18 protein-coding genes are annotated in these 22637 nt (G+C 60.5%); 3 read left to right on the top strand and 15 right to left on the bottom strand.

Annotated elements, in window-relative coordinates; genetic code table 11:
- Positions 1–62 precede the first annotated feature (62 nt).
- The 9 genes from RS694_RS12940 to RS694_RS12900 form a co-directional block, all read right to left on the bottom strand.
- Positions 63–695 (bottom strand): glutathione S-transferase, encoded by a 633-nt coding sequence (locus tag RS694_RS12940; RefSeq protein WP_051391836.1) that lies wholly within the window; start codon positions 693–695, stop codon positions 63–65.
- Between the two features lie 106 nt (positions 696–801).
- The gene (gene trhO, locus RS694_RS12935) at positions 802–1815 is read right to left on the bottom strand and encodes an oxygen-dependent tRNA uridine(34) hydroxylase TrhO (protein ID WP_051391837.1); all 1014 of its coding nucleotides are present in this window, start codon (positions 1813–1815) and stop codon (positions 802–804) included.
- 183 nt (positions 1816–1998) lie between these two features.
- Positions 1999–3117 carry an SO2930 family diheme c-type cytochrome gene (locus tag RS694_RS12930; RefSeq protein WP_037247119.1) on the bottom strand — a complete coding sequence of 373 codons (1119 nt, stop codon included), beginning with the start codon at positions 3115–3117 and terminating at the stop codon, positions 1999–2001.
- Between the two features lie 27 nt (positions 3118–3144).
- The gene (locus tag RS694_RS12925) at positions 3145–4392 is read right to left on the bottom strand and encodes a parallel beta-helix domain-containing protein (protein ID WP_051391838.1); all 1248 of its coding nucleotides are present in this window, start codon (positions 4390–4392) and stop codon (positions 3145–3147) included.
- Positions 4393–4561: 169 nt separating this feature from the next.
- Complete coding sequence (gene dnaJ / locus RS694_RS12920; protein WP_029707253.1) at positions 4562–5698, bottom strand: molecular chaperone DnaJ; 1137 nt, start codon at positions 5696–5698, stop codon at positions 4562–4564.
- 105 nt (positions 5699–5803) lie between these two features.
- A complete protein-coding gene (gene dnaK, locus RS694_RS12915) occupies positions 5804–7759 on the bottom strand; it encodes a molecular chaperone DnaK (RefSeq protein WP_029707254.1) in 1956 nt (651 codons plus the stop codon).
- Positions 7760–7928: 169 nt separating this feature from the next.
- The gene (gene grpE / locus RS694_RS12910; RefSeq protein WP_029707255.1) at positions 7929–8492 is read right to left on the bottom strand and encodes a nucleotide exchange factor GrpE; all 564 of its coding nucleotides are present in this window, start codon (positions 8490–8492) and stop codon (positions 7929–7931) included.
- A 76-nt stretch (positions 8493–8568) separates the two neighbouring features.
- Complete coding sequence (locus RS694_RS12905) at positions 8569–8922, bottom strand: FKBP-type peptidyl-prolyl cis-trans isomerase (RefSeq protein ID WP_029707256.1); 354 nt, start codon at positions 8920–8922, stop codon at positions 8569–8571.
- 149 nt (positions 8923–9071) lie between these two features.
- Entirely contained in the window at positions 9072–9383 is a 312-nt protein-coding gene (locus RS694_RS12900) for a winged helix-turn-helix transcriptional regulator (RefSeq protein WP_029707257.1), read from the bottom strand.
- A 458-nt stretch (positions 9384–9841) separates the two neighbouring features.
- On the opposite strand from RS694_RS12900, the gene RS694_RS12895 reads away from it, so the two are divergent.
- On the top strand, positions 9842–10123 hold the full coding sequence (locus tag RS694_RS12895; RefSeq protein WP_029707258.1) for a late competence development ComFB family protein: 282 nt from the start codon (positions 9842–9844) through the stop codon (positions 10121–10123).
- 20 nt (positions 10124–10143) lie between these two features.
- Here RS694_RS12895 and RS694_RS12890 read toward each other — a convergent pair whose 3' ends face one another.
- From RS694_RS12890 to dnaG, 3 genes are all read right to left on the bottom strand, one after another.
- Positions 10144–10989: a shikimate dehydrogenase gene (locus tag RS694_RS12890; protein ID WP_076069664.1), complete on the bottom strand. Its 846-nt coding sequence runs from the start codon at positions 10987–10989 to the stop codon at positions 10144–10146.
- 83 nt (positions 10990–11072) lie between these two features.
- Positions 11073–13373, bottom strand: a complete 2301-nt coding sequence (rpoD, locus tag RS694_RS12885) for an RNA polymerase sigma factor RpoD (protein ID WP_029707260.1) — start codon at positions 13371–13373, stop codon at positions 11073–11075.
- A gap of 217 nt (positions 13374–13590) precedes the next feature.
- A complete protein-coding gene (gene dnaG, locus RS694_RS12880; protein WP_029707261.1) occupies positions 13591–15558 on the bottom strand; it encodes a DNA primase in 1968 nt (655 codons plus the stop codon).
- 391 nt (positions 15559–15949) lie between these two features.
- On the opposite strand from dnaG, the gene RS694_RS12875 reads away from it, so the two are divergent.
- Complete coding sequence (locus tag RS694_RS12875; protein WP_029707262.1) at positions 15950–17113, top strand: IS4 family transposase; 1164 nt, start codon at positions 15950–15952, stop codon at positions 17111–17113.
- A 45-nt stretch (positions 17114–17158) separates the two neighbouring features.
- On the opposite strand, the gene ggt is transcribed toward RS694_RS12875, so the two are convergent.
- Both ggt and RS694_RS12865 read right to left on the bottom strand, forming a co-directional pair.
- Entirely contained in the window at positions 17159–18973 is a 1815-nt protein-coding gene (gene ggt, locus RS694_RS12870; protein ID WP_029707263.1) for a gamma-glutamyltransferase, read from the bottom strand.
- 8 nt (positions 18974–18981) lie between these two features.
- Complete coding sequence (locus tag RS694_RS12865) at positions 18982–19578, bottom strand: peroxidase-related enzyme (RefSeq protein WP_029707264.1); 597 nt, start codon at positions 19576–19578, stop codon at positions 18982–18984.
- A 155-nt stretch (positions 19579–19733) separates the two neighbouring features.
- Here RS694_RS12865 and katG point away from each other — a divergent pair, with 155 nt between their 5' ends.
- Positions 19734–21902, top strand: coding sequence for a catalase/peroxidase HPI (katG, locus tag RS694_RS12860; RefSeq protein WP_029707265.1), 2169 nt, complete (start codon positions 19734–19736; stop codon positions 21900–21902).
- 28 nt (positions 21903–21930) lie between these two features.
- On the opposite strand, the gene RS694_RS12855 is transcribed toward katG, so the two are convergent.
- Positions 21931–22512, bottom strand: coding sequence for a GNAT family N-acetyltransferase (locus tag RS694_RS12855; RefSeq protein ID WP_051391839.1), 582 nt, complete (start codon positions 22510–22512; stop codon positions 21931–21933).
- Between the last annotated feature and the right edge of the window lie 125 nt (positions 22513–22637).

The raw sequence follows: 22637 nt of genomic DNA, 5'->3' as shown, positions 1-22637 counted from the left end.
GCGGGTGCTGCAGTGTGTAACTGCTGCAGATTAATAGTGACAACTTGTAACTGGATGCGTTCTTACAACGTTTGCAGCGGCAGGCTGCGAATTTGCGGCGCAAACAGGCCGTCGGGATTGCCTGCCACCCATTCGGGTTGTTTGTGCATGACTGCCGCAAAAAGCGGCGATGCCTCGAATGCCTGTAACCAGTCTTGCAGGGCGGGCCAGGGCTGAGCAGCAAACCAGCCGGTATCCGTGTGCGCGAACTGGCGCACAAAGGGCGCGATGGCAGCATCTGTGAAACCGAAATGTGTTCCTGTCAGAAAGGGCTGGATTGCCAACTTGGACTCCAGTTGAGCGAGGAAGGCAGCCCCCTGATCACGGTCTGCTGCACCGTTTTCCAGTGCGTAGCGGCTCGGGTATTTGTAACGGTCCAGGTTTACTTTGAAGGGGCCGTCGCAGGTGGCAATCCATTGCAGAGCCTCCGCGAGGGTGCCTTCGCCTTCGGGGAGCCAGGCGTGCGGATCGTGTCGGTGCAGTGCCCACCGCATGATGTCCAGGCTCTGCTCGATGACCGTGCCATCGGCCAGCACCAGTACTGGTACGGTGCCTTTGGGGGATGCTGCCAGCATCTCGGCGGGCTTGCGTGCCAGAGCGATCTCGCGCAGCACACACACCTGGCCACTGGCGGCGAGTGCCAAGCGGGCGCGCATGGCATACGGGCAACGGCGGAAGGAATAGAGGATGGGATACAGCCCCCGTTCGCCCTGCGCTTGATGAAGAGCCTGTCCTGAGCTTGACGCAGGGGCTTCGACAGGCTCAGCCCGAACGGGGTTGTGCTTTGTCGGCATCATGGGGTATGGGTTTGGGCAGTGTGGCGCCAATGTGCACTTGCGCGCGCTCCTTGGCCAGTTCCCATTGGCGCTGGCGTTCGCGGGCGCTGTTCTTTTGTGTCTCACTGGTGTGCGCGTGGCAGCGTGGGCAGCTCACACCGGCCTCAAACAGGGGGGAATCCGTGGCACCGTCTTCCAGCGGCTGGCGGCAGGCGCGGCACAGGCCGTGGTGGCCCGGCACCAGGCCATGGCCCACGGAGACGCGTTCGTCGAACACAAAACATTCGCCTTGCCACAGGCTGTTTTCCGGTGGCACGGTTTCCAGGTATTTGAGGATGCCGCCTTCCAGGTGGTAGACCTCTTCATACCCTTGCGCACGCATATAGGCGGTGGATTTTTCGCAGCGTATGCCGCCGGTGCAGAACATGGCGACCTTGGGTTTTTTCTGTGGGTCGGCGCCCGCATGCAGTGGCCCGTAGTGGGCGACCCATTCTGGCAACTCGGAAAAACTCTTGATGCGCGGATCGACTGCGCCTTTGAATGTCCCGATCTCCACCTCGTAGTCATTGCGTGTGTCCACCACCACGACATCCGGGTCACTGATCAGGGCATTCCAGTCGGCTGGTTTCACGTAGGTGCCGGCCATGTGTGTGGGGCTGATACCGGGCACATTGAGGGTGACGATCTCTTTTTTGAGCCGTACCTTCATGCGGTAGAAGGGCGCCTTGTCGGACCAGGATTCCTTGTGCTGCAAGTCAGCCAGAAGCGGATCGCTGCGCAGATAGGCGAGCACGGCGTGTACGTCGTCGGGGGCGCCGGCAATCGTGCTGTTGATGCCTTCCTGGGCCAACAGGATCATGCCCTTGACGTGGTGTGCCTCACAAAATGCCAGCAGGGCGGGCTTGCGCGCCTGATAGTCAGGCAGCTCGACAAACTTGTAAAAAGCTGCGGTGAGAAATTTCGCAGGAAAAGTGGCAGAAGATGCGGGAGCAGGGCACATGGCGCTATTTTGCCTTGTCAGCTTTCATATGCTTTATGGCTCTGCTGAAGAAATCCGTTCGCGTTGAGTCTGGCCTGTCCTGAGCTTGACGAAGGGCAAAACGCAGCGCTTGCAAACCAAGCAATTGTTGAGGACTTCGACAAGCTCAGTCCGAACGGTGGTACTCGTTGAGCGTCGCCTCTACTACCTCACATCACAGTTGCCGTTCATGGCAGTAACCCATTGGCGCAGCAGTTGCACGCCTTCCTTGTCCACCAGGCTGCGGCCCATGCGCGGCATCATGGCCTGGCCGGTGGTGGCTTCCATGCGGGTGACCAGCAGGGACTTGTCGGGCTTGCCGGGCACGATGTCAAAGGTCAGGTTGGCGCCACCTGAACCGGCGGCTGCATGCTGCTTGCACACGCCCAGATGGCTGCCGGTAGCGTCCAGCGTCAGGAACAAGCCCGACTGGCGCGCATCACCCAGTTTGTTATGGCAGTGTGCGCAGTTGATTTCGGCATAGGCGCGGGCGCGGGCTTCGAGCGTTCCGGTTTGTGCGTCGGCGTAGGCCACATTGCGGGGCAAAGCGGCCAGGTCAGCCGGAAGGTTGTCCCAGGTGCCAATTTGGCCCAGGCGCACGAGCTGGTTGAGCTTGCCTGCGGTGTAGCCATACTCCAGGTTCAGGAAGCGGCCCTTGGGGCCAATCGGCTCAATACCGACCTGGCCTACCGTGGCGTCCACCGCATGGCAGGTCTGGCACTGGCGGGCATTGGGTACGTTGTATTGCAGCGGTGTGCTCTCTCCGGTGGCTGGGTCGCGCAGCGTGCCGTTGACCGTGAGGCCAATTCGGCGCAGCGCGGCGCTGGTCTGGGTGTCGTTCCAGATGTAGGTATTGGCCTGCCAGCTACCGTCGGTGTCGCGTTTGAGGATGCGGGTCTCCACCAGTTGGTAGGCGGAGAGGTCAATCGACTCACCGGTCAGGCGTGCCGGGCTTTTGAGCCAACCGCCTGGGGTCTTGGGATCTTTGGCGTAATAGAAGGTCTTGCTGATGATGGTGCCGATGGGCAGGTCCACCACAGCATCGGCCTTGTAGCCCAGCTTGGCGCCTGCGGGCAGGGTGATGGTGCGGAACTTGAGGGCGTAATCCGTGAACAGCGGCGAGGCCAGCCCATAGACCATGGTGTTACCCGACAGCGTGAGTGTCTTGCCATCGCTTTTGAGCACGCCATACGCGTCGAGCTGGTCCGGCAATGGGCTGGCGGCCAGGCAGGCCCCGGCCCAGACCAGCGCCAAGGCGCTGGTCCATGTCTTCAATACTTGCATGGAATCAATGGGCCTTGGCAGTTTGGATTATTTCGCAGCGACAACCGCTGTGACAGCAGGCAGCGGCGGCAGGCTGCAGTCGTGTTCGGCGGGCACAGCGGCATAAGCGCGAGGTTTCCAGAAGCGGAACAGCGCCTTGAACAGACCGGCGTTTTCCAGATCCAGGTTTGCAAAAGCCACGGCGGGGGACTCAATCGTGTTGTTCTTCATGCACAGCTTGAGTTCGGCGATGTCCTTGATCTTGCCGGCCTTGATGCCGTCGTGCAGCACCTGGGGCATGGGGTCGAGCTTGACGCCGGCCCAACCTGCGCCATCCTTGATTTCGTTGATCATGCCGGACGGCTTGGCGCCGGAATTGCGCATCACGTTGTCATGGATGAAGGTGTTGCGTGCCTGGGCTTCATAGGTGGGGTCCTTGATGGGGCGCTCGGAGGCATAGAAGCTGGTCACGATGACGCTGGCGGTCTGGTTGTCTTCAATCGTATTGTTGAAAATTTCCACGTCGCGGTTGGCCAGAATCATGACGCCGGTACCGGCAGGCACCAGGCCCACGATATTGCCCTTGGGCGCAAAATTGGCGGTGTTGTTGCCGGTAATCTTGTTGCGGAAAATGCGCGTTCCCACGCCATTCTGGATCACCGGCAGGTCGGGCATGGAGAACACCAGAATGCCGCCGGTGTTGCCATAGGCCTCGTTGTCGTACACGTCGGCGCGCAGGCAGTTCTCAATCTCGATGCCAGCCACGTTTTCAGTGATGCGGTTGTTGCGCAGCACCACATCTTCCGACTGGCCGACGTACAGGCCCGAGTCCGAAGCCCCGCGAATGTAGGACTTTTCCACCAGGATGCGTTTGCAGGCCACGGGGTACACGCCGTAGCCGCCATTGGTTTCCTTGGGCGGACCCGTCCAGTCCACCGACAGGCTGCGGATCAGCAGGTCTTCGCAGTTCTGGATCTTGAGTCCGTCGGCCTTGGAGTCGATGATGGCGAAGCCTTCGAACGTGAGCTTCTTGCCGGTGGCATCAATGCCGTTGCCGGTGTTCTGGCCCTTGAAGGACAGGATGGTCTTGTCAGCGCCTGCGCCTTTGATGGTCACGTTGTTGGCCGAAATCGACAGGGTCTGGGTGAATTCAAACCGGCCTTCGGGAAGCGTGATGACGCTGCCGTCCTTGGCATCGATGAATTGCTCCATGATTTGTTCGGACGGTGTCAGCGCGTAGGCTTGCAGTGCGAACAAAGCCAGCGTGGCGCTGGCCAGGCGGGTGAATCGGGTCATGCGAATCTCCTGATGGTAATGCCACAAAGTATAGGGTTCCATCCTCTGGTTTCTGCTGCCCGGCAGGGACATCGCACTAGGGGTTTTCGCGGGGCAAGGGCCAGAAACACCGATGCCGCCAGATCCTTGCGGACCGGGCGGCATCGGTGCGGAGAGAGTGCTGTGCGCGTCAGCTAAACAGGTTCTTCAACCGGTCGGTCCAGCTGTCACCCGAAGGTGAATGTTTGCTGCCGCCCTTCTTGAATGACTCGTCCAGTTCCTTGAGCAGGCGGCGCTGGTGTTCGCTGAGCTTGACCGGCGTCTCCACGGCGATGTGGCAGTACAGGTCGCCAGGGTAGCTGGAGCGCACGCCCTTGATGCCTTTGCCGCGCAGGCGGAACTGTTTGCCGTTTTGTGTGCCTTCAGGAATGTCGATGGCCGCTTTGCCGGCCAGCGTGGGCACGTCGATCTCGCCGCCCAGCGCGGCACTCACCATGCTGATGGGCACCGAGCAATGCAAGTCATCGCCATCGCGCTCGAAGATATCGTGTTTCTTGAGACGGATCTCGATATACAAATCGCCAGCCGGGCCACCATTGGTGCCGGGCTCACCATTGCCAGCGCTGCGGATACGCATGCCACCGTCGATACCGGCGGGGATTTTGACTTCCAGCGTTTTCTGGCGCTTGATCTTGCCTTGGCCGCTGCAGGCCACGCAGGGTTCAGGGATGACCTTGCCGGCACCGCGGCAGGTGGGGCAGGTTTGTTGCACGCTGAAAAAGCCCTGGCGCATCTGGACCTGGCCTGCGCCATTGCAGGTGCCGCAGGTCTTGACCTGGGTGCCGGGCTTGGCGCCGCTGCCCTTGCAGGTATCGCAGGAATCCCAGCTTGGGATGCGGATCTGGGCGTCTTTGCCATGTGCCGCTTCTTCCAGCGTGATCTCCATGGCGTAGCTCAGGTCGGAGCCGCGGTAAACCTGACGGCCACCCGCACCAGCGCGTCCGCGCTGCTGGCCAAACATGTCGCCAAAAATGTCGCCAAAGGCCTCGGCGAATCCGCCAAAACCTTCTGCGCCCGGGCCACCGCCGCGGTTCGGGTCCACACCGGCGTGGCCGTATTGGTCGTAGGCGGCGCGCTTTTGCGCGTCCGACAGCATTTCGTAGGCTTCTTTGCCTTCCTTGAATTTCTCTTCTGCGGCCTTGGACGCATCACCCTGGTTGCGGTCCGGGTGGTGCTTCATCGCCAACTTGCGATAGGCCTTTTTGATATCTTCCTCGGACGCGTTTTTGGCAACGCCCAGGATTTCGTAATAGTCTCGTTTGGCCATGTTCTCTCTGCGCCTGGTTACAACACAAAAGCCGCGTTAGGCGCCAAGTGGGCGTCCAACGCGGCGCGCGTGTGATCGGTCACCGCTGCCGATGACCTTTCGTGTTTAGCCCTTCTTGACTTCCTTGACTTCTGCGTCGACCACGTTGTCATCGTGGGGGCGGGCTGCTTGTGCATCGCCACCGGCCTGGCTGGTCGCTTCGGCTTCGGGGGCCTGGCCTGCAGCAGCCTGCTTGGCCTGTTCGTCGGCGTACATCTTCTCGCCCAGCTTCTGGCTGGCGGTCATCAGCGCTTCGTTCTTGGTTTCAATGGCGGCCTTGTCGTCGCTCTTGAGTGCGTCTTCCAGGTCCTTGATGGCGGCTTCGATCTTGTCTTTCTCGCCTGCATCCAGCTTGTCGCCGTACTCGGTCAGGCTCTTCTTGACACTGTGCACCGCGGCATCGGCCTGGTTCTTGGCTTGTACCAGTTCCAGTTTTTTCTTGTCGTCGGCAGCGTTCAGCTCGGCGTCTTTCACCATTTGCTGGATTTCTGCTTCCGACAGACCGGAGTTGGCCTTGATGGTGATCTTGTTTTCCTTGCCGGTGCCCTTGTCCTTGGCGCCGACGTGCAGGATGCCGTTGGCGTCAATGTCAAACGACACTTCAATTTGCGGCGTGCCACGTGCTGCGGGTGGGATACCTTCGAGGTTGAACTCGCCCAGCATCTTGTTCACGGCGGCGATTTCGCGCTCGCCCTGGAATACCTTGATGGTCACGGCAGGCTGGTTGTCGTCCGCAGTCGAGAACGTCTGTGCAAACTTGGTCGGGATGGTCGTGTTCTTGGTGATCATCTTGGTCATGACACCACCCAGGGTTTCGATACCCAGGGACAGAGGGGTCACGTCCAGCAGCAGCACGTCCTTGCGGTCACCGGCCAGTACCTGGCCCTGGATCGCGGCGCCCACGGCGACGGCTTCGTCAGGGTTCACGTCCTTGCGGGGTTCCTTGCCGAACAGTTCCTTGACCTTCTCTTGCACCTTGGGCATACGGGTCATGCCGCCGACCAGGATCACATCATGGATGTCGGAGGCGCTGACGCCAGCATCCTTCATGGCGATGCGGCAAGGGGCAATCGTGCGTTCGATCAGTTCTTCGACCAGGCTTTCCAGCTTGGCGCGGGTGAGCTTGATGTTCAGGTGCTTGGGACCAGAGGCATCGGCTGTCACGTAGGGCAGGTTGATATCGGTCTGCGCGCTGGAGGACAGTTCGATCTTGGCCTTTTCAGCGGCTTCTTTCAGACGTTGCAGGGCCAACACGTCCTTGGACAGGTCTACGCCTTGCTCTTTCTTGAACTCGGAGATGATGAAGTCGATGACGCGTTGGTCAAAGTCTTCGCCGCCCAGGAAGGTGTCGCCGTTGGTGGACAGCACTTCGAATTGCTTCTCGCCATCGACATCGGCGATTTCGATGATGGACACGTCAAACGTGCCGCCACCCAAGTCGTACACGGCGATCTTGCGGTCGCCCTTTTCGTTCTTGTCCAGACCGAAAGCCAGCGCGGCCGCGGTGGGTTCGTTGATGATGCGCTTGACGTCCAGACCGGCGATACGGCCAGCGTCCTTGGTGGCTTGGCGTTGGGCATCGTTGAAGTAGGCGGGAACCGTGATCACGGCGTCCGTCACTTCTTCGCCGAGGTAGTCTTCCGCCGTCTTCTTCATCTTGCGCAGAATATCGGCGCTAACCTGTTGTGGCGCCATGCGGTTGCCGCGCACTTCCACCCAGGCGTCGCCGTTGTCGGCGGCGGCAATGGTGTAAGGCATCAGGTCGATGTCCTTTTGCACTTCTTTTTCAGAGAACTTGCGACCGATCAGGCGCTTCACCGCGTACAGGGTGTTTTTGGGGTTGGTCACCGACTGACGCTTGGCGGATGCGCCAACCAGCACTTCGCCATCTTCCTGGTAGGCGATGATGGACGGGGTGGTGCGTGCGCCTTCCGCGTTTTCGATGACTTTGGGGGTGTTGCCCTCCATGATGGCCACGCAACTGTTGGTGGTGCCCAAGTCAATGCCGATGATTCTTCCCATGATTTACTCCTGCTTTTGGTCAGTTGGGGACGGCGCTAAAAGCCTGTCCCGCAAAGTTATTGAAATTCAGATGTGATGAACGTGTGGGCTGCTGAGACAGTTTCAAGAGCCCACGGGGCGATTGGGGTCAATTCAGGCCCAAATCGCCCAATTGGTATTGGTTTGCCGGTTATTTGGGGGCGGAAACGGTGACCAGCGCAGGGCGCAACACGCGCTCCGCGATGGAATAGCCCTTTTGCAACACGCTGACCACCGTGTTGGCTTCCTGCTCGGAAGGCACCACGCTGATCGCCTGGTGCTGGTGCGGGTCGAACTTGGTGCCAGCGGCCGGGTTGATGGCGACCACTTTGTTGCGTTCCAGCGCAGCGACCAGTTGGCGCAGGGTGGCTTGGGCACCTTCGCGGATTTGCTCGACGGTGGCGTCCTTGATCACCAGGCCGGCTTCCAGGCTGTCAGCCACGGGCAGCAGGCTTTCGGCGAAGCTTTCCAGCGCGAACTTGCGGGCCTTGGAAATTTCATCGTCGGCGCGGCGGCGGGCGTTTTCAGCCTCGGCCTTGGCGCGCAGATACTGGTCTGCCAATTCGCTGCTCTTGGCTTGCAAGGTGGCCAGTTCGGCCTGGGCGTGGACCAGCGGATCGATTTCGTGCTGGCTCTGGGATGCGGCCAAATCTTCGGTGCTTTGGTAGCTGGCGGCCGCGGCAGAGGAGGGGGGAGTGGAGTGGTTGTCAGACATGGAAAAAATGAGAAGTTGCGGTTTCTGGCACCGCAGATGGGGGCCAGAAACACCAAGTCAAGGGGGCAAGCGGGGTTTAGCCCGAAACGCCCAGCAGTTCCACGTCAAATTTCAGGGTGGCATTGGGCGGGATCACGCCGCCTGCGCCACGTGAGCCGTAGCCTAGGGCGGCGGGAATGATCAGGGTGCGCGCGCCGCCCACTTTCATGCCAGCCACGCCTTCGTCCCAGCCGCGGATCACCATGCCAGCGCCCAGGCTGAACACGAACGGATCATTGCGGTCCTTGCTGGAGTCGAACTTGGCGCCTTGCACGCCATCGTTGTAGAGCCATCCGGTGTAGTGCACGGTGACGCTTTGGCCCTTGGTGGCCACGGGGCCGGAGCCTTCCAAAGTGTCTTCGTACTGCAGTCCGCTGGGAGTGGTTGTCATATGAGGCCTTTTTGCTATGAAATTAGTAGCTGCTTGCGCACGTTGGTATTGCGCTACAACCGGAAAACCCGAAATTATGCCGCAGACAAAAAAGACAGGTCCAGCCTGTCTTTGTTTTGCCGTGGAGCCTTGTGCTCCAGCGAGGGAAATTACTTGGTCTTCTTGGACTGGCTGGCAGCCCATTTGCTAGCAAATGCCTGTAGGTCACCGAGTCGTTTGAGCAGGTCAGCACCTGCTGCAGTCACTGCATAACCTTCGCCACCGTGGGTCAGCAGGCCGGCTTCGCGCAGTTCCTTGATACGGGTGTTGAGGGTGTTGGGGGTGATGCCGCCCACGCTGTCCTGGAGGAGGCGGAAGGTTTGTGCATGTCCGTCACGCAAGGCCCACAAAACACGGATTGCGTAGCGGGATTCCAACAGTCCCAACAACTGGCCAATAGCGACCGATTCTTTTGCACTCATTAAATTACCTCTCCTCGATGCGGTTTTGGCCGGCCTACCGTGTGGTTTTTGAAGTCCGAAACGGGAAATTGCGCAGCATGTTGATTCAGGGGGAAACTATATCGCAGTTTTCTGGCTGCTACAAGTTTCATAGCTAAGAATGCCTATGAATCTGTAATCACACACAATTCTGCAGACGGATATCCTGCAATACCTTCACAGATTGCGTCAAGCGACTTTTGGTTTTACCGGGTCAGAATCCTCGCTTTTTCGGCGTTTTCGCAAATCGCGGCAGACGGTTGTTGCGGTCCACATGGCGTCGGCCCTCTGTTTGCGGGTCTATTGAGAAGCCGGATCGGCCGCATAGCGGCAAGTCTGATGGTTGTTGGCTACTTGTCAGCCTACGGCAGTGGTGCTAAGGTCGAACGGCTGCGCGGGCCGAGTGGTTTGGCGCTTTGCCCCGCATTTTGGAGACTCTCATGGTGTTTAATTTCGAGCAGGTTCACAACTACTACGAACGTCTCGTTTTCGAAGAAGTGGCAGGCCGTGCGCGGGCTCATCCTAGTTTCACGGCCGACATGCTCGCCGATGTGGCCTGTGTTGCGCTCAACCGCTTGCCCGCACGTTATGTGCGCCATGACGTGGACATGATGTTTTACCTGACCGAGCAGGAGCGCCAGGCGATTGAACTCTCGCTGGAAGAAGTGCTGCAGTTCGCCTTTGGGTTTGTCGGCGCACGCGCCGCCAAACAGGTCGCTTAAACAGGCGGCTTGTACAGGCGCTAAAGCGTCGCCTGCACCTGGGCCAGCAAGGCCGGGGTGACGTCGGGGCGCATACCAAACCAGGCTTCAAATGCCGGGCGGGCTTGGTTCAGCAACATCCCCAATCCGTTGACCGTAGCGTTGCCACGTTGCCGTGCTGCCGCGAGCAGTGGCGTTTCCAGCGGTACGTAAATGATGTCGGACACCAGCGCCTCCGCCGGCAAACGGTCCAGCGACAGGTCCAGTGCGGACTCACCCTGCATGCCCTGGCTGGTGGTGTTGACCAAGAGGGCTGCACCATCCAGCGCGTTGTGGCGGTCGGCCCATGGCACGGCGTGCACGATGGCGGAGCCAAACTCCTGCGCGAGGTCATGTGCCTTGTCCCAACTGCGGTTGCACAGGCGAATGGAGCGCGCGCCGCCATCGATCAATCCGGCTAATACTGCACGTGCGGCGCCGCCTGCACCGAGCACCACAGCCGGGCCGGCATCGGCGCGCCAGTCCGGTTTGGCATCCAGCAGGCTTTGCACAAAGCCGTAGGCGTCTGTGTTGCGCCCGGTCAGGGCACCGTCCGGTCCCACCACGATCGTGTTGACGGCACCAATGCGCTGCGCTAGGGGCTCCAGGTGGTCGACCAGTGGCATGGCGGCCACCTTGTGCGGAATGGTCAGGTTGCAGCCGGCAAAGCCCAGGGCCGACAGACCACGCAAGGCCACGGCCAGTTTGTCGGGTTGCACCGGCAGCAGCACATAGGCGCCGCGCAAACCATGCTCGGCAATCCAATGGTTGTGGATCAGCGGCGAACGCGAGTGCGAGACCGGCCAGCCCATGACGCCAGCGAGTTTGTAAGTGTGTTCCGTAGCCATGCTTGATGATTCACTATCAAAAAAATAGCGCCCTGCGCACGCTGTATGCGGCTTGGGGCGCTATTTTGCTTGGGTTTTCAGGCTTACAGCGTGTCGGTGAAGCTGCGCAGCTTGTCCGAGCGGCTGGGGTGCTTCAACTTGCGCAGCGCCTTGGCTTCGATCTGGCGGATGCGCTCACGCGTCACGTCAAACTGCTTGCCCACTTCTTCCAGCGTGTGGTCCGACGTCATCTCGATACCGAAACGCATGCGCAGCACCTTGGCTTCGCGGGGCGTCAGGCTGTCGAGGATGTCCTTGACCACGTCGCGCAGACCAGCCTGCATCGCGGCTTCCATAGGCGCGGTGTTGGCGCTGTCTTCGATGAAGTCGCCCAGGTGGCTGTCGTCATCGTCACCAATTGGTGTTTCCATGGAGATCGGCTCTTTGGCGATCTTCATGATCTTGCGGATCTTGTCTTCCGGAATCTCCATCTTCGCGGCGAGCACGGAAGCATCGGGTTCAAAACCAAACTCTTGCAAGTGTTGGCGGCTGATGCGATTCATCTTGTTGATGGTTTCGATCATGTGCACCGGGATACGGATGGTGCGCGCCTGGTCCGCGATGGAGCGGGTGATGGCCTGGCGAATCCACCAGGTGGCGTAAGTCGAGAACTTGTAGCCGCGGCGGTATTCAAACTTGTCCACGGCCTTCATCAAACCAATGTTGCCTTCCTGGATCAGATCCAGGAACTGCAGACCGCGGTTGGTGTACTTCTTGGCGATGGAAATCACCAGGCGCAAGTTGGCCTCGATCATTTCCTTCTTGGCCGCGCGCGATGCGTATTCGCCCGCGTTCATGAACTTGTTGATGTCCTTGAGTTGGTCCAGTGGCACCACCACCCGGGCTTGCAGGTCGGTCAGCTTTTGCTGCAGGTCCTGCACGGGGGGAATGTTGCGCGCCATGATCGCGCTCCAGGGCTTGCCGGCAGCGGCCTGCTTTTCAATCCACTTGAGGTTCAGCAGGTTGGAGGCGATCTTGTTGCCGTTCTTGTCGCGACCGCTGAAGTCAGCGATGAAGTGTTCTTGCGGGTAGCCGCACTTGTCCACAATGATGCGGCGCAGCTCACGCTCTTTCTTGCGCACGTCGTCCACTTGGGCGCGCACCATGTCGCATAGTTTTTCAATCGCCTTGGCGGTGAAACGAATGGTCATCAGCTCTTCGCTCAGGGCCTTCTGGGCCTTCACGTAGGCGGGCGTGCCGTAGCCTTCCTTGTCGTAGACCTTGTGTACCTTCTCGAAGAGTTCGCGCATCTTGTCGAAGCGCTCCAGTGCCTGTTTCTTCAGCTCTTCGAGCTTCTTGGTCAGTGCCTTGGAGCCGCCTTTGCCGTCGTCATCGTCGGCTTCGTCGAATTCGTCGAAATCTTCTTCGGCCACATAGTCGTCGGCCTCGTTGGGGTTGGAGAAGCCGTCCACGATGGTGGTGATGACGACCTTGCCTTCGCGGATTTCTTCGCCCAGGCGCAGGATCTCGGCGATGGTGGCAGGGGAGGCGGAGATCGCCTCCATCATCGCCATCAGGCCGCCTTCAATGCGCTTGGCGATTTCAATTTCGCCTTCGCGGGTCAGCAACTCAACCGTACCCATTTCGCGCATGTACATGCGCACAGGGTCCGTCGTGCGGCCGAACTCGCTGTCAACGGTGGACAGGGCGGCTTCGGCTTCTTCTTCCGCTTCTTCCACCGTCGCGGCAGTGGAAACGTTGTTGTTCAGCAGCAGGGTTTCTGCGTCAGGGGTCTGCTCGTAAACAGCGACACCCATGTCGTTCAACATGGAGATCACGACTTCCAGCGTTTCCGCGTCGACCAGCTTGTCGGGCAAGTGATCGGAGATTTCGCCGTGCGTCAGGTAGCCACGGGTCTTGCCCAGCGTGATCAGGGCCTTGAGGCGCGCACGGCGCTTGGCCATGTCTTCTTCGGACAGCACGGTCTCGTCCAGACCGAATTCCTTCATCAAGGCGCGTTCTTTCGCCTTGCTGATCTTCATGCGCAGGGGTTTGACTTTTTCTCCAGTGGCTGCCACCGGTTCGCCAACCAGGTCGGCTTCAATGTCCGACATGTCCATGTCGTCACCGGAGGGTTCGGCACCGGCCTTGGGCTTGCGGCCGCGCTTGGCGCCGGTCTTGGCCGGTGCGCTGGATTCAGCGGCAGCGGCTTTGGGCGGGCGGCCCGGTTTCTTTTTTGCCGTGGCACTTGCGGCAAGCAGGGCGTCAGCGGCTTCCTGCAATTGCTGGGCTTTGGATTTCGCGACAGGGGCTTTGGATGCGGGCACGGGTTTGGCTTTCTTGTCGGGCTTGGCGGCAGATTTGGCGGCGGACTGGACAGGCTTGGCAGGTTTTTGAGCAGGCAATTGATCACCTCAGGACATCAAAAAAACACACGGACAGAACAGGCGCCTCCTACATCGCGTGCGCGACGGGTGTAGTTAGCAGGGCAGGGAATCAGATTCCCCAATGGCAAGATGAGAGGGCGATCATTTGGAGTGCAGTCCTTGCGGTAAGGTGGCCGGTCGTGATCAGTGTCATCGTTTGGCCTGGCCCGGAGGTGCTGCTGTCGCTCTTGCCGAATCAACCTTGGATTATACCGTCGATTTGCAATTTTTCCAGTTCCCGGCGACGGGCCTGCAGTTCGCGGTAGCGTTGCAGGGCGCTGGGGTCGGCCTTGGAGTCCTCAATCGCCTGGGTCTCTTGCTCCTTGATACGCTCTATCAGCATGCGGTTGAGCAGGTCGCGCAGCTCGGCCGCAGACTCGTCGGTGGGCTCCACTGGTACGCCCGTGTCGGACATCAGGCGCAGGGCCAGGCCTTGCGCTTCGTGCTCTTCCAGCCCGGCGCGCAGGGCTTCCCAGGGCAATGGGCCGTGTTCGTGTAACTGGGCTTCCAGCCAAACCATGAGTGGGCCATGGGGCTCGGGCAACTCGCACAACAGGCCATGGTCTTCACCGGATAAGGCTTCCCACAGTGCGGCGTGGCCCAGCAGGATGCGGGTGGCGTGGTCGGCGCGGCTGGCCAGTGGGCCGCGCAGCGGTGGGCGGCTGGGGCGTTGACTATCCCATTTGCCTTTGCCCTCCCACTTGCCCTTGCCTTTCCATTCCCGTTTTCCTTTCCAGGTGCTGGTGCCTTCGCCATCCAGGGGGTGGCTTTGCACGCTGGAAGTGGTGCCGTAATCGCCATCGGGATCGGCTTGCCAATCGTCACGGTCACGGTGGGGGGCGGGACGGTGCGGGGTGCCGCTGTTGGCCCACAACACGGCCAGCTCCTGGCTGGGCAATTGAATCTGGGTGGCGAGTTCACCGATCAGTTGCAGCTTGAGCGCGCCGTCGGGCAGCAGGCTCCATAGCGGCTTGGCGTTGCTGGCCATGCGGGCGCGACCTTCGGCGGTGTTGAGGTCGCAGCCTTCGCGAGCCGACTCCACCAGAAAACGGCTCAGCGGCGTGGCTTCGCCCACATAACGTGCGAAGGCCTCTTTGCCGTGGGCGCGGATAAAGCTGTCGGGGTCGTGTTCGGTGGGCAGGAACAGGAACTTGATACTGCGCACATCGGTGGCGTAGGGCAGGGCGGCGTCCAGCGCCTTGCGGGCGGCGCGTTGGCCAGCAGCGTCGCCGTCAAAGCTGAACACCACCGAATCCGTAAAGCGGAACAACTTGTGCACATGGTCGGCCGTGCAGGCCGTGCCCAGCGTGGCCACCGCGTTGGGAAAGCCCAGTTGCGCCAGCGCCACCACGTCCATATAACCCTCGGTGACCAGCACATAACCCTGTTCGCGCAGCGCGTTGCGGGCCTCGAACAGGCCGTACAACTCGCGGCCTTTGCTGAACACCGGGGTTTCCGGGGAGTTCAGGTATTTGGGCTTTTCGTCGCCCAGCACGCGGCCGCCGAAACCTATGCACTCGCCCTTGATATTGCGGATGGGGAACATCACGCGGTCGCGGAAGCGGTCGTAGCGCTTTTCGTCGTTGCCTTCCTCTGCATTCGAGATCACCAGGCCGCTCTCGACTAGGAGTGGATCGTCGTACTGTGGGAACACACTGGCCAGGCTGCGCCAGCCTTCGGGGGCGTAACCCAGGCCAAACTGTTTGGCTACTTCGCCCGAGAGGCCACGGCCCTTGAGGTAGTCGATGGCCCGGGGGGAATCCTTCAATTGTTTGCGGTAGGCCTCGCCCGCCTTCTCCAGCACGTCGGTCAGCGTGTTTTGCCTTTGCCGCTGCGCGAGCGCGCGGGCGCGGTCTTCGGGTGAGCCTTCTTCTTCGGGCACCACCATGCCGTACTGGCCGGCCAGGTCTTTTACCGCTTCGATGAAGGTCATGCCCGCGTGTTCCATCAGGAAGCTGATGGCGTTGCCGTTCTTGCCGCAGCCGAAGCAGTGGTAGAACTGTTTAGCCGGGCTGACCGAGAACGAGGGTGACTTTTCGCCGTGGAACGGGCACAGGCCCATGAAGTTGGCGCCGCCCTTTTTGAGCTGCACATAACGGCCCACGATCTCCACCACGTCCGCCCGTGCGATCAGTTCCTGGATGAAGGTTTGGGGGATGGCCATAGGTGAATTGTAAGAACGTGGCCCCCACGCTCCGCCCATGCACGGCTTTTGGGCCGTGCCGGGCGTATTTGCCACAACGTGAGCGCATCTGCGACCGCAGATGCGTGAGCGGGTCGCTGCCCCCCAAGGGGGCTAATTCCGCTTGGGGCGGCCCGGCGCGGAATTGAGGGCTATGCTGGATTTGCTATTACTTATATAGCTGCTCGCGCACATTCCACAAGGGCTACAGGCTAATTTGGCTTGTAAACCCACTAGTGTCCGGTAAATTTTGCATCAGGGCAGTTCAAACCTAAGCTGGATGCGGGTTTCAAGAGCTTTTTGGATTCCGGCGATTTGAAATCCGATTTTTGCCCGTGGGCATATCGTGACCTCATTTTTCGAGGTTTACGTCATGAACGCTGGTCGCACGGTATTCGCGCAATTGCTGGCCGTCGTACCGTTTAGCCACTTTGAACACCTCGTTGATAGGTACCAAGCCAACCGCTGGACACGGGATTTCACTGCCTGGAGCCAATTCATTTGCATGGCCTACGCGCAGTTCACTCGCAGGGAAGGCTTGCGCGACCTGATCGTGTGCCTGAACTCGCAAAGCTCCAAGCTTTACCACTGCGGCCTGCGTCAGCGTGTATCACGCTCCACATTGGCCGATGCCAACGAGCGGCGTGACTCGCATTTGTTCGAAGCACTGGGGCAACGCCTGATCGAAACCGCGTTGGATTTGTACAAAGACCATGACATCGGCTTGGGCCTCAAGGAGCCACTGTATGCCATGGACTCCACCACCATCGACTTGTGTCTGAAACTGTTTCCCTGGGCTGACTTTCGGTCCACCAAAGCGGGAATCAAGGCCCATACGGTGATCGACCTGCGGGGTGCCATTCCAGTGATGCTATCGATCACCACCGGCAAAGTCGGCGACTCGGGGCAATTGGATGCATTGAGTCTGCCCAAGGGCTCTATCGTCGTGCTGGATCGCGGCTACGTGGACTTTGCAAGGTTGCACCGCTTGGTGCAACGGGAGTGCAGCTTTGTGGTGCGCGCCAAAGACAATTTGAGCTTCATCTGCAGTGAAGCCCACGCGGCTGATGTGCAAACCGGCGTGTACTCGGATCAAACCATTGTGCTGACGGGGGAGCGCTCCAAGAAAGGCTACCCTGAGCCTTTGCGCCGGGTACGTTTCTACGATGCAGTGAGTTGTTTGGAACTCGTCTTTCTAACCAACCGTCTAGACCTATCCGCCCTCACCATCGCAGCCATCTACAAGCAGCGCTGGCAGATTGAGCTGTTCTTCAAATGGCTCAAGCAGAACCTGAACATCCAACACTTCTTTGGCAATTCATTGAACGCGGTGAGATCACAGATATGGATTGCAGTGTGTACCTATTTGATAGCTTTGGTCGCACACCACGGACTACATACTGACCTGTCACTGCGTAACTTCTTGCATCTGGTGGAGGTCAACATGTTTGAGAAGATCTCTTTGGCTCAGATGGTAGACAACGCTATCAAGGACGACAGTTTCGAAGAGCTGAAATCGCAGGTTGAACTCTTCTGAAAACGGGGCAAAATTTACCGGACAGTAGTGTTGTAAACCCTGGGTTTAGTCCCCCAGCACCACACCTTCGCGCCGCGGGTCGGCGCCACCAAACCAACCGGTGGTCGTGCGCTGGATGGCCTGCAGCCCGCTGGGCAGGGCGGTTTTCACCACCGTATGGCCACGCGCCTGCAGGGCTTGCACTGTGGCGGCGTCAAAGCGCTTTTCTTCCAGCAGCATGGGGCCACCTAGAGATGCAAAGTTGGGCAGATCGATAGCCTGCTGCGTATTCAGCCCCCAGTGCAACACACCGTACAGCGTCTTGGCTGTGAAGTGGATGATGAGCGCTCCGCCCGGGCTGCCACCGCTCAGGACAAGTTGGCCGGTGGCTTTGTCAAACACCAGCGTGGGCGCCATGCTGGAGCGTGGCCGCTTGCCAGGCTCGACGCGGTTGGCCACGGGTTTTCCGTCGGCGCCGGTCGGGCTGAAGCTGAAATCGGTGAGCTGGTTGTTCAGCAAAAAGCCGCCCGAGAGGCCAACACCGCGGTTCACCATCTGGCGCGAGCCCCAGGCGTCTTCGATCGTGGTGGTCATGGCCAGCGCGTTCCCATAGGCGTCGACCACCGAGATGTGGGAGGTGCCGTACTCCAATTGGTCCGGCATCGGCGCGTAGCTGACCCGAACCGCACCCGGCTGGCCGGGCGGCACGTCTTTCATGGCTTTTCCGGTCAGGCTGGTGTCCATGGCCTTGGCGCGTGCGGCCAGGTAACCGGGCGCCAGCATGCTTTGCCAACTGCCGCCGGGTGCCGCCACAAAGGCGGGGTCCGCCACGTACTGCGCGCGGTCGGCAAATGCCAGGCGCGAGGCTTCGGTATAGAGGTGCAGCCAATGTTCTGTCGGCAAGCCCTGCGCCAACGGCAGGCTGGCAGCAGGTGTGTTGTTCAGCAGGCCGAGGATTTGCCCTATCGCAATCGCGCCTGAGCTGGGTGGCGGCATGCCGCAAATGCGGTAGTCCCGGGTTTGCACGCGGTAGTCAAAACACAGCGGTTCGCGCACCCGCGGTTGGTAAGCAGCAAGGTCCTGCGTGCTGAGCGTGCCGGGGTTGGTTGCGTGGCCCTGCACCTTGGCGGCGATGGTGCGGGCCACGTCGCCTTGCAGCAGCGCGCTGGGGCCTTCGTTGGCAATGCGTTGCAGCACAGCGGCCAGCTCGGGGTTGCGCAGCACATGGCCCGCAGGCCAGGGCTTGCCCGCCGCGTCATAGAAATAGGCGGCCGCCACCGGGTCTTTCTTTAATGCCTGCTCGGACTCCAATAGCGTGGCCATGCGTGGGCTCACAGCAAAGCCTTGCGTGGCCAGCGTGGTGGCCGGTGTGAAGAGCTGCGCCCACGGCAGGCGACCGTGTTGCCGGTGCGCCAGCGCCAGCATGGCCACGGCGCCGGGCACGCCCACGGAGCGGCCGCCGACGACAGCCTCGGAAAACTTCATCGGCTGGCCGCTGGCATCCAGAAACAACTGCGGGGTGGCCTGGGCGGGCGCGGTTTCGCGGCCATCAAACGCCTGGGTGCGTTGGCCATCAAAGTGCAGCAGGAAGGCGCCGCCGCCCAAGCCGCTACTTTGCGGCTCCACCAGCGCCAGCACCATCTGCACCGCAATGGCAGCGTCCACCGCGCTGCCACCGGCACGCAGCACCTGCTGCCCGGCGTCGGTGGCCAGCGGGTTGGCGGCCGCGACGGCATAGGTGCGTGTGGCCCAGCCGGGTTTGGCGGTGATGCCGCTGGCGCCCTCGGGTTGAGCCGGCACGGCGTACTGCAGGGCGTTGGGCGCACTGGCGCAGCCCGCCAGGGTGGCGGCCAGCAGCAGACTGATGGAAGTGCGCCGCACGGGGTGACCTACTTGGCTTTGGGCACACGGCCCAGCAAGTAGAACTCGGGGTTGGGCATCATGCTGGTCACATTGGCCATGCGGTTGGAGAGGCCAAAGAACGCGGTGATGCCAGCGATGTCCCAGATGTCTTCGTCGTCAAAACCGTGGGCGTGCAGCGCGTCAAAGTCGGCGTCTTCCACCGTGGCGCTGTGCAGACAGACCTTCATCGCAAAGTCCAGCATCGCGCGCTGGCGCGGGGTGATGTCGGCCTTGCGGTAGTTCACCGCGACCTGGTCGGCGACCAAAGGCTTCTTCTCGTAAATACGCAAGATCGCGCCGTGGGCCACCACGCAATAGAGGCAGCTGTTGGCCGCGCTGGTGGTCGTGATGATCATCTCGCGCTCGCCTTTGGTCAGACTGCTCTCGGTGCGCAGCATCAGCGCATCGTGGTAGGCAAAGAACGCGCGCCATTCGGCCGGGCGCCGTGCAAACGCCAGAAACACATTGGGCACAAAGCCGGATTTTTCCTGCACTTCCAGAATCTTGGTGCGTATGTCTTCGGGCAGCGTATTGAGGTCGGGCTGGGGGTAGCGGGGCTGTGGCAAAGGTGTTGGGTTTGTCATGGTGTCTCCTGGTGATATCGTAAGGCCGCGTTAGGTTCGGCCTTGGGCATTGGCTTTGCCTATAGATTTCATTAATAAAACTATCTTGATCGATAGATGATCAAAATCTACACTGGCCCGGTCAGTTCATCACCAACAACCCAAGGAGATAAGCCATGTCAAGCGAAGCCAAATGCCCCTTTCACCACGCAGCCGGTGGCGGCACCACCAACAAAGACTGGTGGCCGAACCAGTTACGCGTGGATTTGTTGAACCAACACTCCAGCAAATCCAACCCACTGGGCGAAGCATTCAACTACGCCGAAGAATTCAAGAAGCTCGACTACGCCGCGCTGAAGGCCGATCTGGTCAAACTGATGACCGACAGCCAGGACTGGTGGCCCGCCGACTTCGGCCACTACGGTCCGCAAATGGTTCGCATGGCCTGGCACAGCGCTGGCACCTACCGCACGCTCGATGGTCGTGGCGGTGGCGGGCGCGGGCAACAGCGTTTTGCGCCGCTGAACTCCTGGCCTGACAACGTCAACATCGACAAATCGCGCCGCCTGCTGTGGCCTATCAAACAAAAATATGGCCAGAAGATTTCCTGGGCCGACCTGTTCATCCTGGCTGGCAACGTGGCGCTGGAGTCCATGGGCTTTCGCACCTTCGGTTTTGCCGGGGGGCGTGAAGACGTGTGGGAACCCGATATGGATGTGAACTGGGGTGCAGAGACATCTTGGCTGGCCGCCGACAAGCGCTTCAGCACCCCCAACGGCACTTCGTTTGACCGCAACAAGGGCGAGGGTGACCTGGACAAGAACCTGGCCGCCACCCACATGGGACTGATCTACGTGAACCCCGAAGGCCCCAACGCCAGCGGCGACTACATGGCCGCCGCCAAAGACATCCGCACGACCTTCTACCGCATGGCGATGGACGATGAAGAAATCGTCGCGCTGATCGCCGGCGGCCACACCTTCGGCAAGGCGCACGGCGCCGCACCCGAGTCACACAAAGGCGCAGAACCCGAAGGCGCAGGCATCGAAGCCCAAGGCCTGGGCTGGAACAGCAGCTTTGGCAGCGGCCACGGCAAAGACACCGTATCGAGCGGCCTGGAAGTGACCTGGACCACGACCCCGGCGCAGTGGGGCAACAACTTCTTCGAGAACCTGTTCAAGTTCGAGTGGGAACTGACGCATTCGCCTGCGGGTGCCAAGCAATGGGTTGCCAAGAACGCGCCGGACATCATCCCCGACGCGCATGTGCCCGGCAAGTTCCACAAGCCAACCATGTTGACCACCGACCTGACGCTGCGCTTCGACCCCGCGTTCGGCGCGATCTCCAAGAAGTTCCACGACGACCCGCAATCCTTCGCCGAAGCCTTTGCCCGCGCCTGGTTCAAGCTGACCCACCGCGACATGGGCCCCAAGGCCCGCTACCTCGGCCCCGAAGTGCCGAAGGAAGATCTGATCTGGCAAGACCCGCTGCCTGCGGCCACGCTCCAGCCCACAGCGGCCGACATTGCGGATGCCAAAGCCAAGATCGCTGCATCGGGCCTTAGCGTGTCCGAGCTGGTGTCGGTGGCCTGGGCCTCGGCTTCCACTTTCCGCGGTGGCGACAAGCGCGGCGGTGCCAACGGCGCGCGCCTGGCGCTGGCACCGCAGAAGGACTGGGAAGTCAACAAGATCGCAGTCAAGGCGCTGTCCAAACTGCAAGGCATTGCAGGCAAGCTGTCGCTGGCCGATGTGATAGTGCTGGCTGGTGTGGTCGGTGTGGAGCAGGCCGCCAAGGCGGCCGGCGTCAACGTGAGCGTGCCGTTTGCTGCGGGCCGTGTCGATGCCACCCAGACCCAGACCGATGTCGAGTCCTTTGCGGTGATTGAGCCAGCAGCCGACGGCTTCCGCAACTATAAGAAGGGCGCTATCGGCGCTGCAACGGAAGCGCTGTTGCTGGACCGCGCCCAGTTGCTGACCCTGACTGCCCCCGAGCTGACCGCACTGGTCGGCGGCCTGCGCGTGTTGGGTGCGAATGCCGATGGCGGCAAGCACGGCGTATTCACCGACAAGGTGGGCGCGTTGTCCAACGACTTTTTCGTCAATCTGCTGGACATGGGCACCGAGTGGAAAGCCGCGGACGGTACCGGCGAAGTGTTCCATGGCAAGGACCGCAAGACCGGCGCGGTGAAATACACCGGCACACGCGCCGACCTGGTCTTCGGCTCCAACGCGGTGTTGCGCGCCTATGCCGAGGTCTATGCCAGCGCGGATGGCAAGGAGAAGCTGGTCAAAGACTTTGTCGCTGCGTGGACCAAGGTCATGAACCTGGACCGCTTCGACCTGTAAAGCAGATCGGGTTTTGCATAGGACGTCGTCAAACCATCGTTCCAAACAATGGCTGCTTAGCGGCTGGCGCTGGATGGTGGTGACGACGTTCCGACAGGTGTTGCATTGGCAAGGCCAAACTCAATACGCAGCTCACATAGGCGCGTCCGGAGAACTGAACCAATTCGACCTGGCGGAAGCCTTGTGCCTCGTAGAACTGAATCAGGTGCTTGGCCGGTAGCGGCGTGTCCAGGGCGAGTTCTTCAAAGTGGTGCTCGCGTGCCCATTCCATCGCATGCGACAACATGCCCTTGCCGATGCCTGTCCCTTGGTAAGCAGGGTCCACGGCAAACTGGTGCAGGCTGGTGACGTGGGGTTGTCGGTACCAGCGGCAATCGCTGCGGCGTCCCGAACTCTGAAGGGTGACCGTCCCCACTATCCGACCATCGACAACGGCCACAAAGCATTCGCCGACTGCAGCACGCTGTCGGGTCATTTCCTCGGACTGGTTGTAGCTGGTGCAGCCGATGCCACTCCTGCCCATGGGCGAGAAAGCACGGTGCAACATGGATGTGAGGTCCTGCATGGGGTCGTCAGGAGTCAGCGAACGGATTTGAAAAGCAGGTTGCATTGAAGTTCAAGGTCCATGGGTGCACTGCAATTTGCAGTACATGGATTGAACGCATCCCAGGATAAAAATAGGGTAGGGAGTTGCGCGACGGGCATAAAAATTTGCTAAAAATGCACTGCATAGGC

This window comes from Rhodoferax saidenbachensis, assembly GCF_001955715.1.
Taxonomy (GTDB): domain Bacteria; phylum Pseudomonadota; class Gammaproteobacteria; order Burkholderiales; family Burkholderiaceae_C; genus Allorhodoferax; species Allorhodoferax saidenbachensis.
Note: the sequence above shows the minus strand (reverse complement) of the source record. Positions and strands in the feature narration are given on the sequence as shown.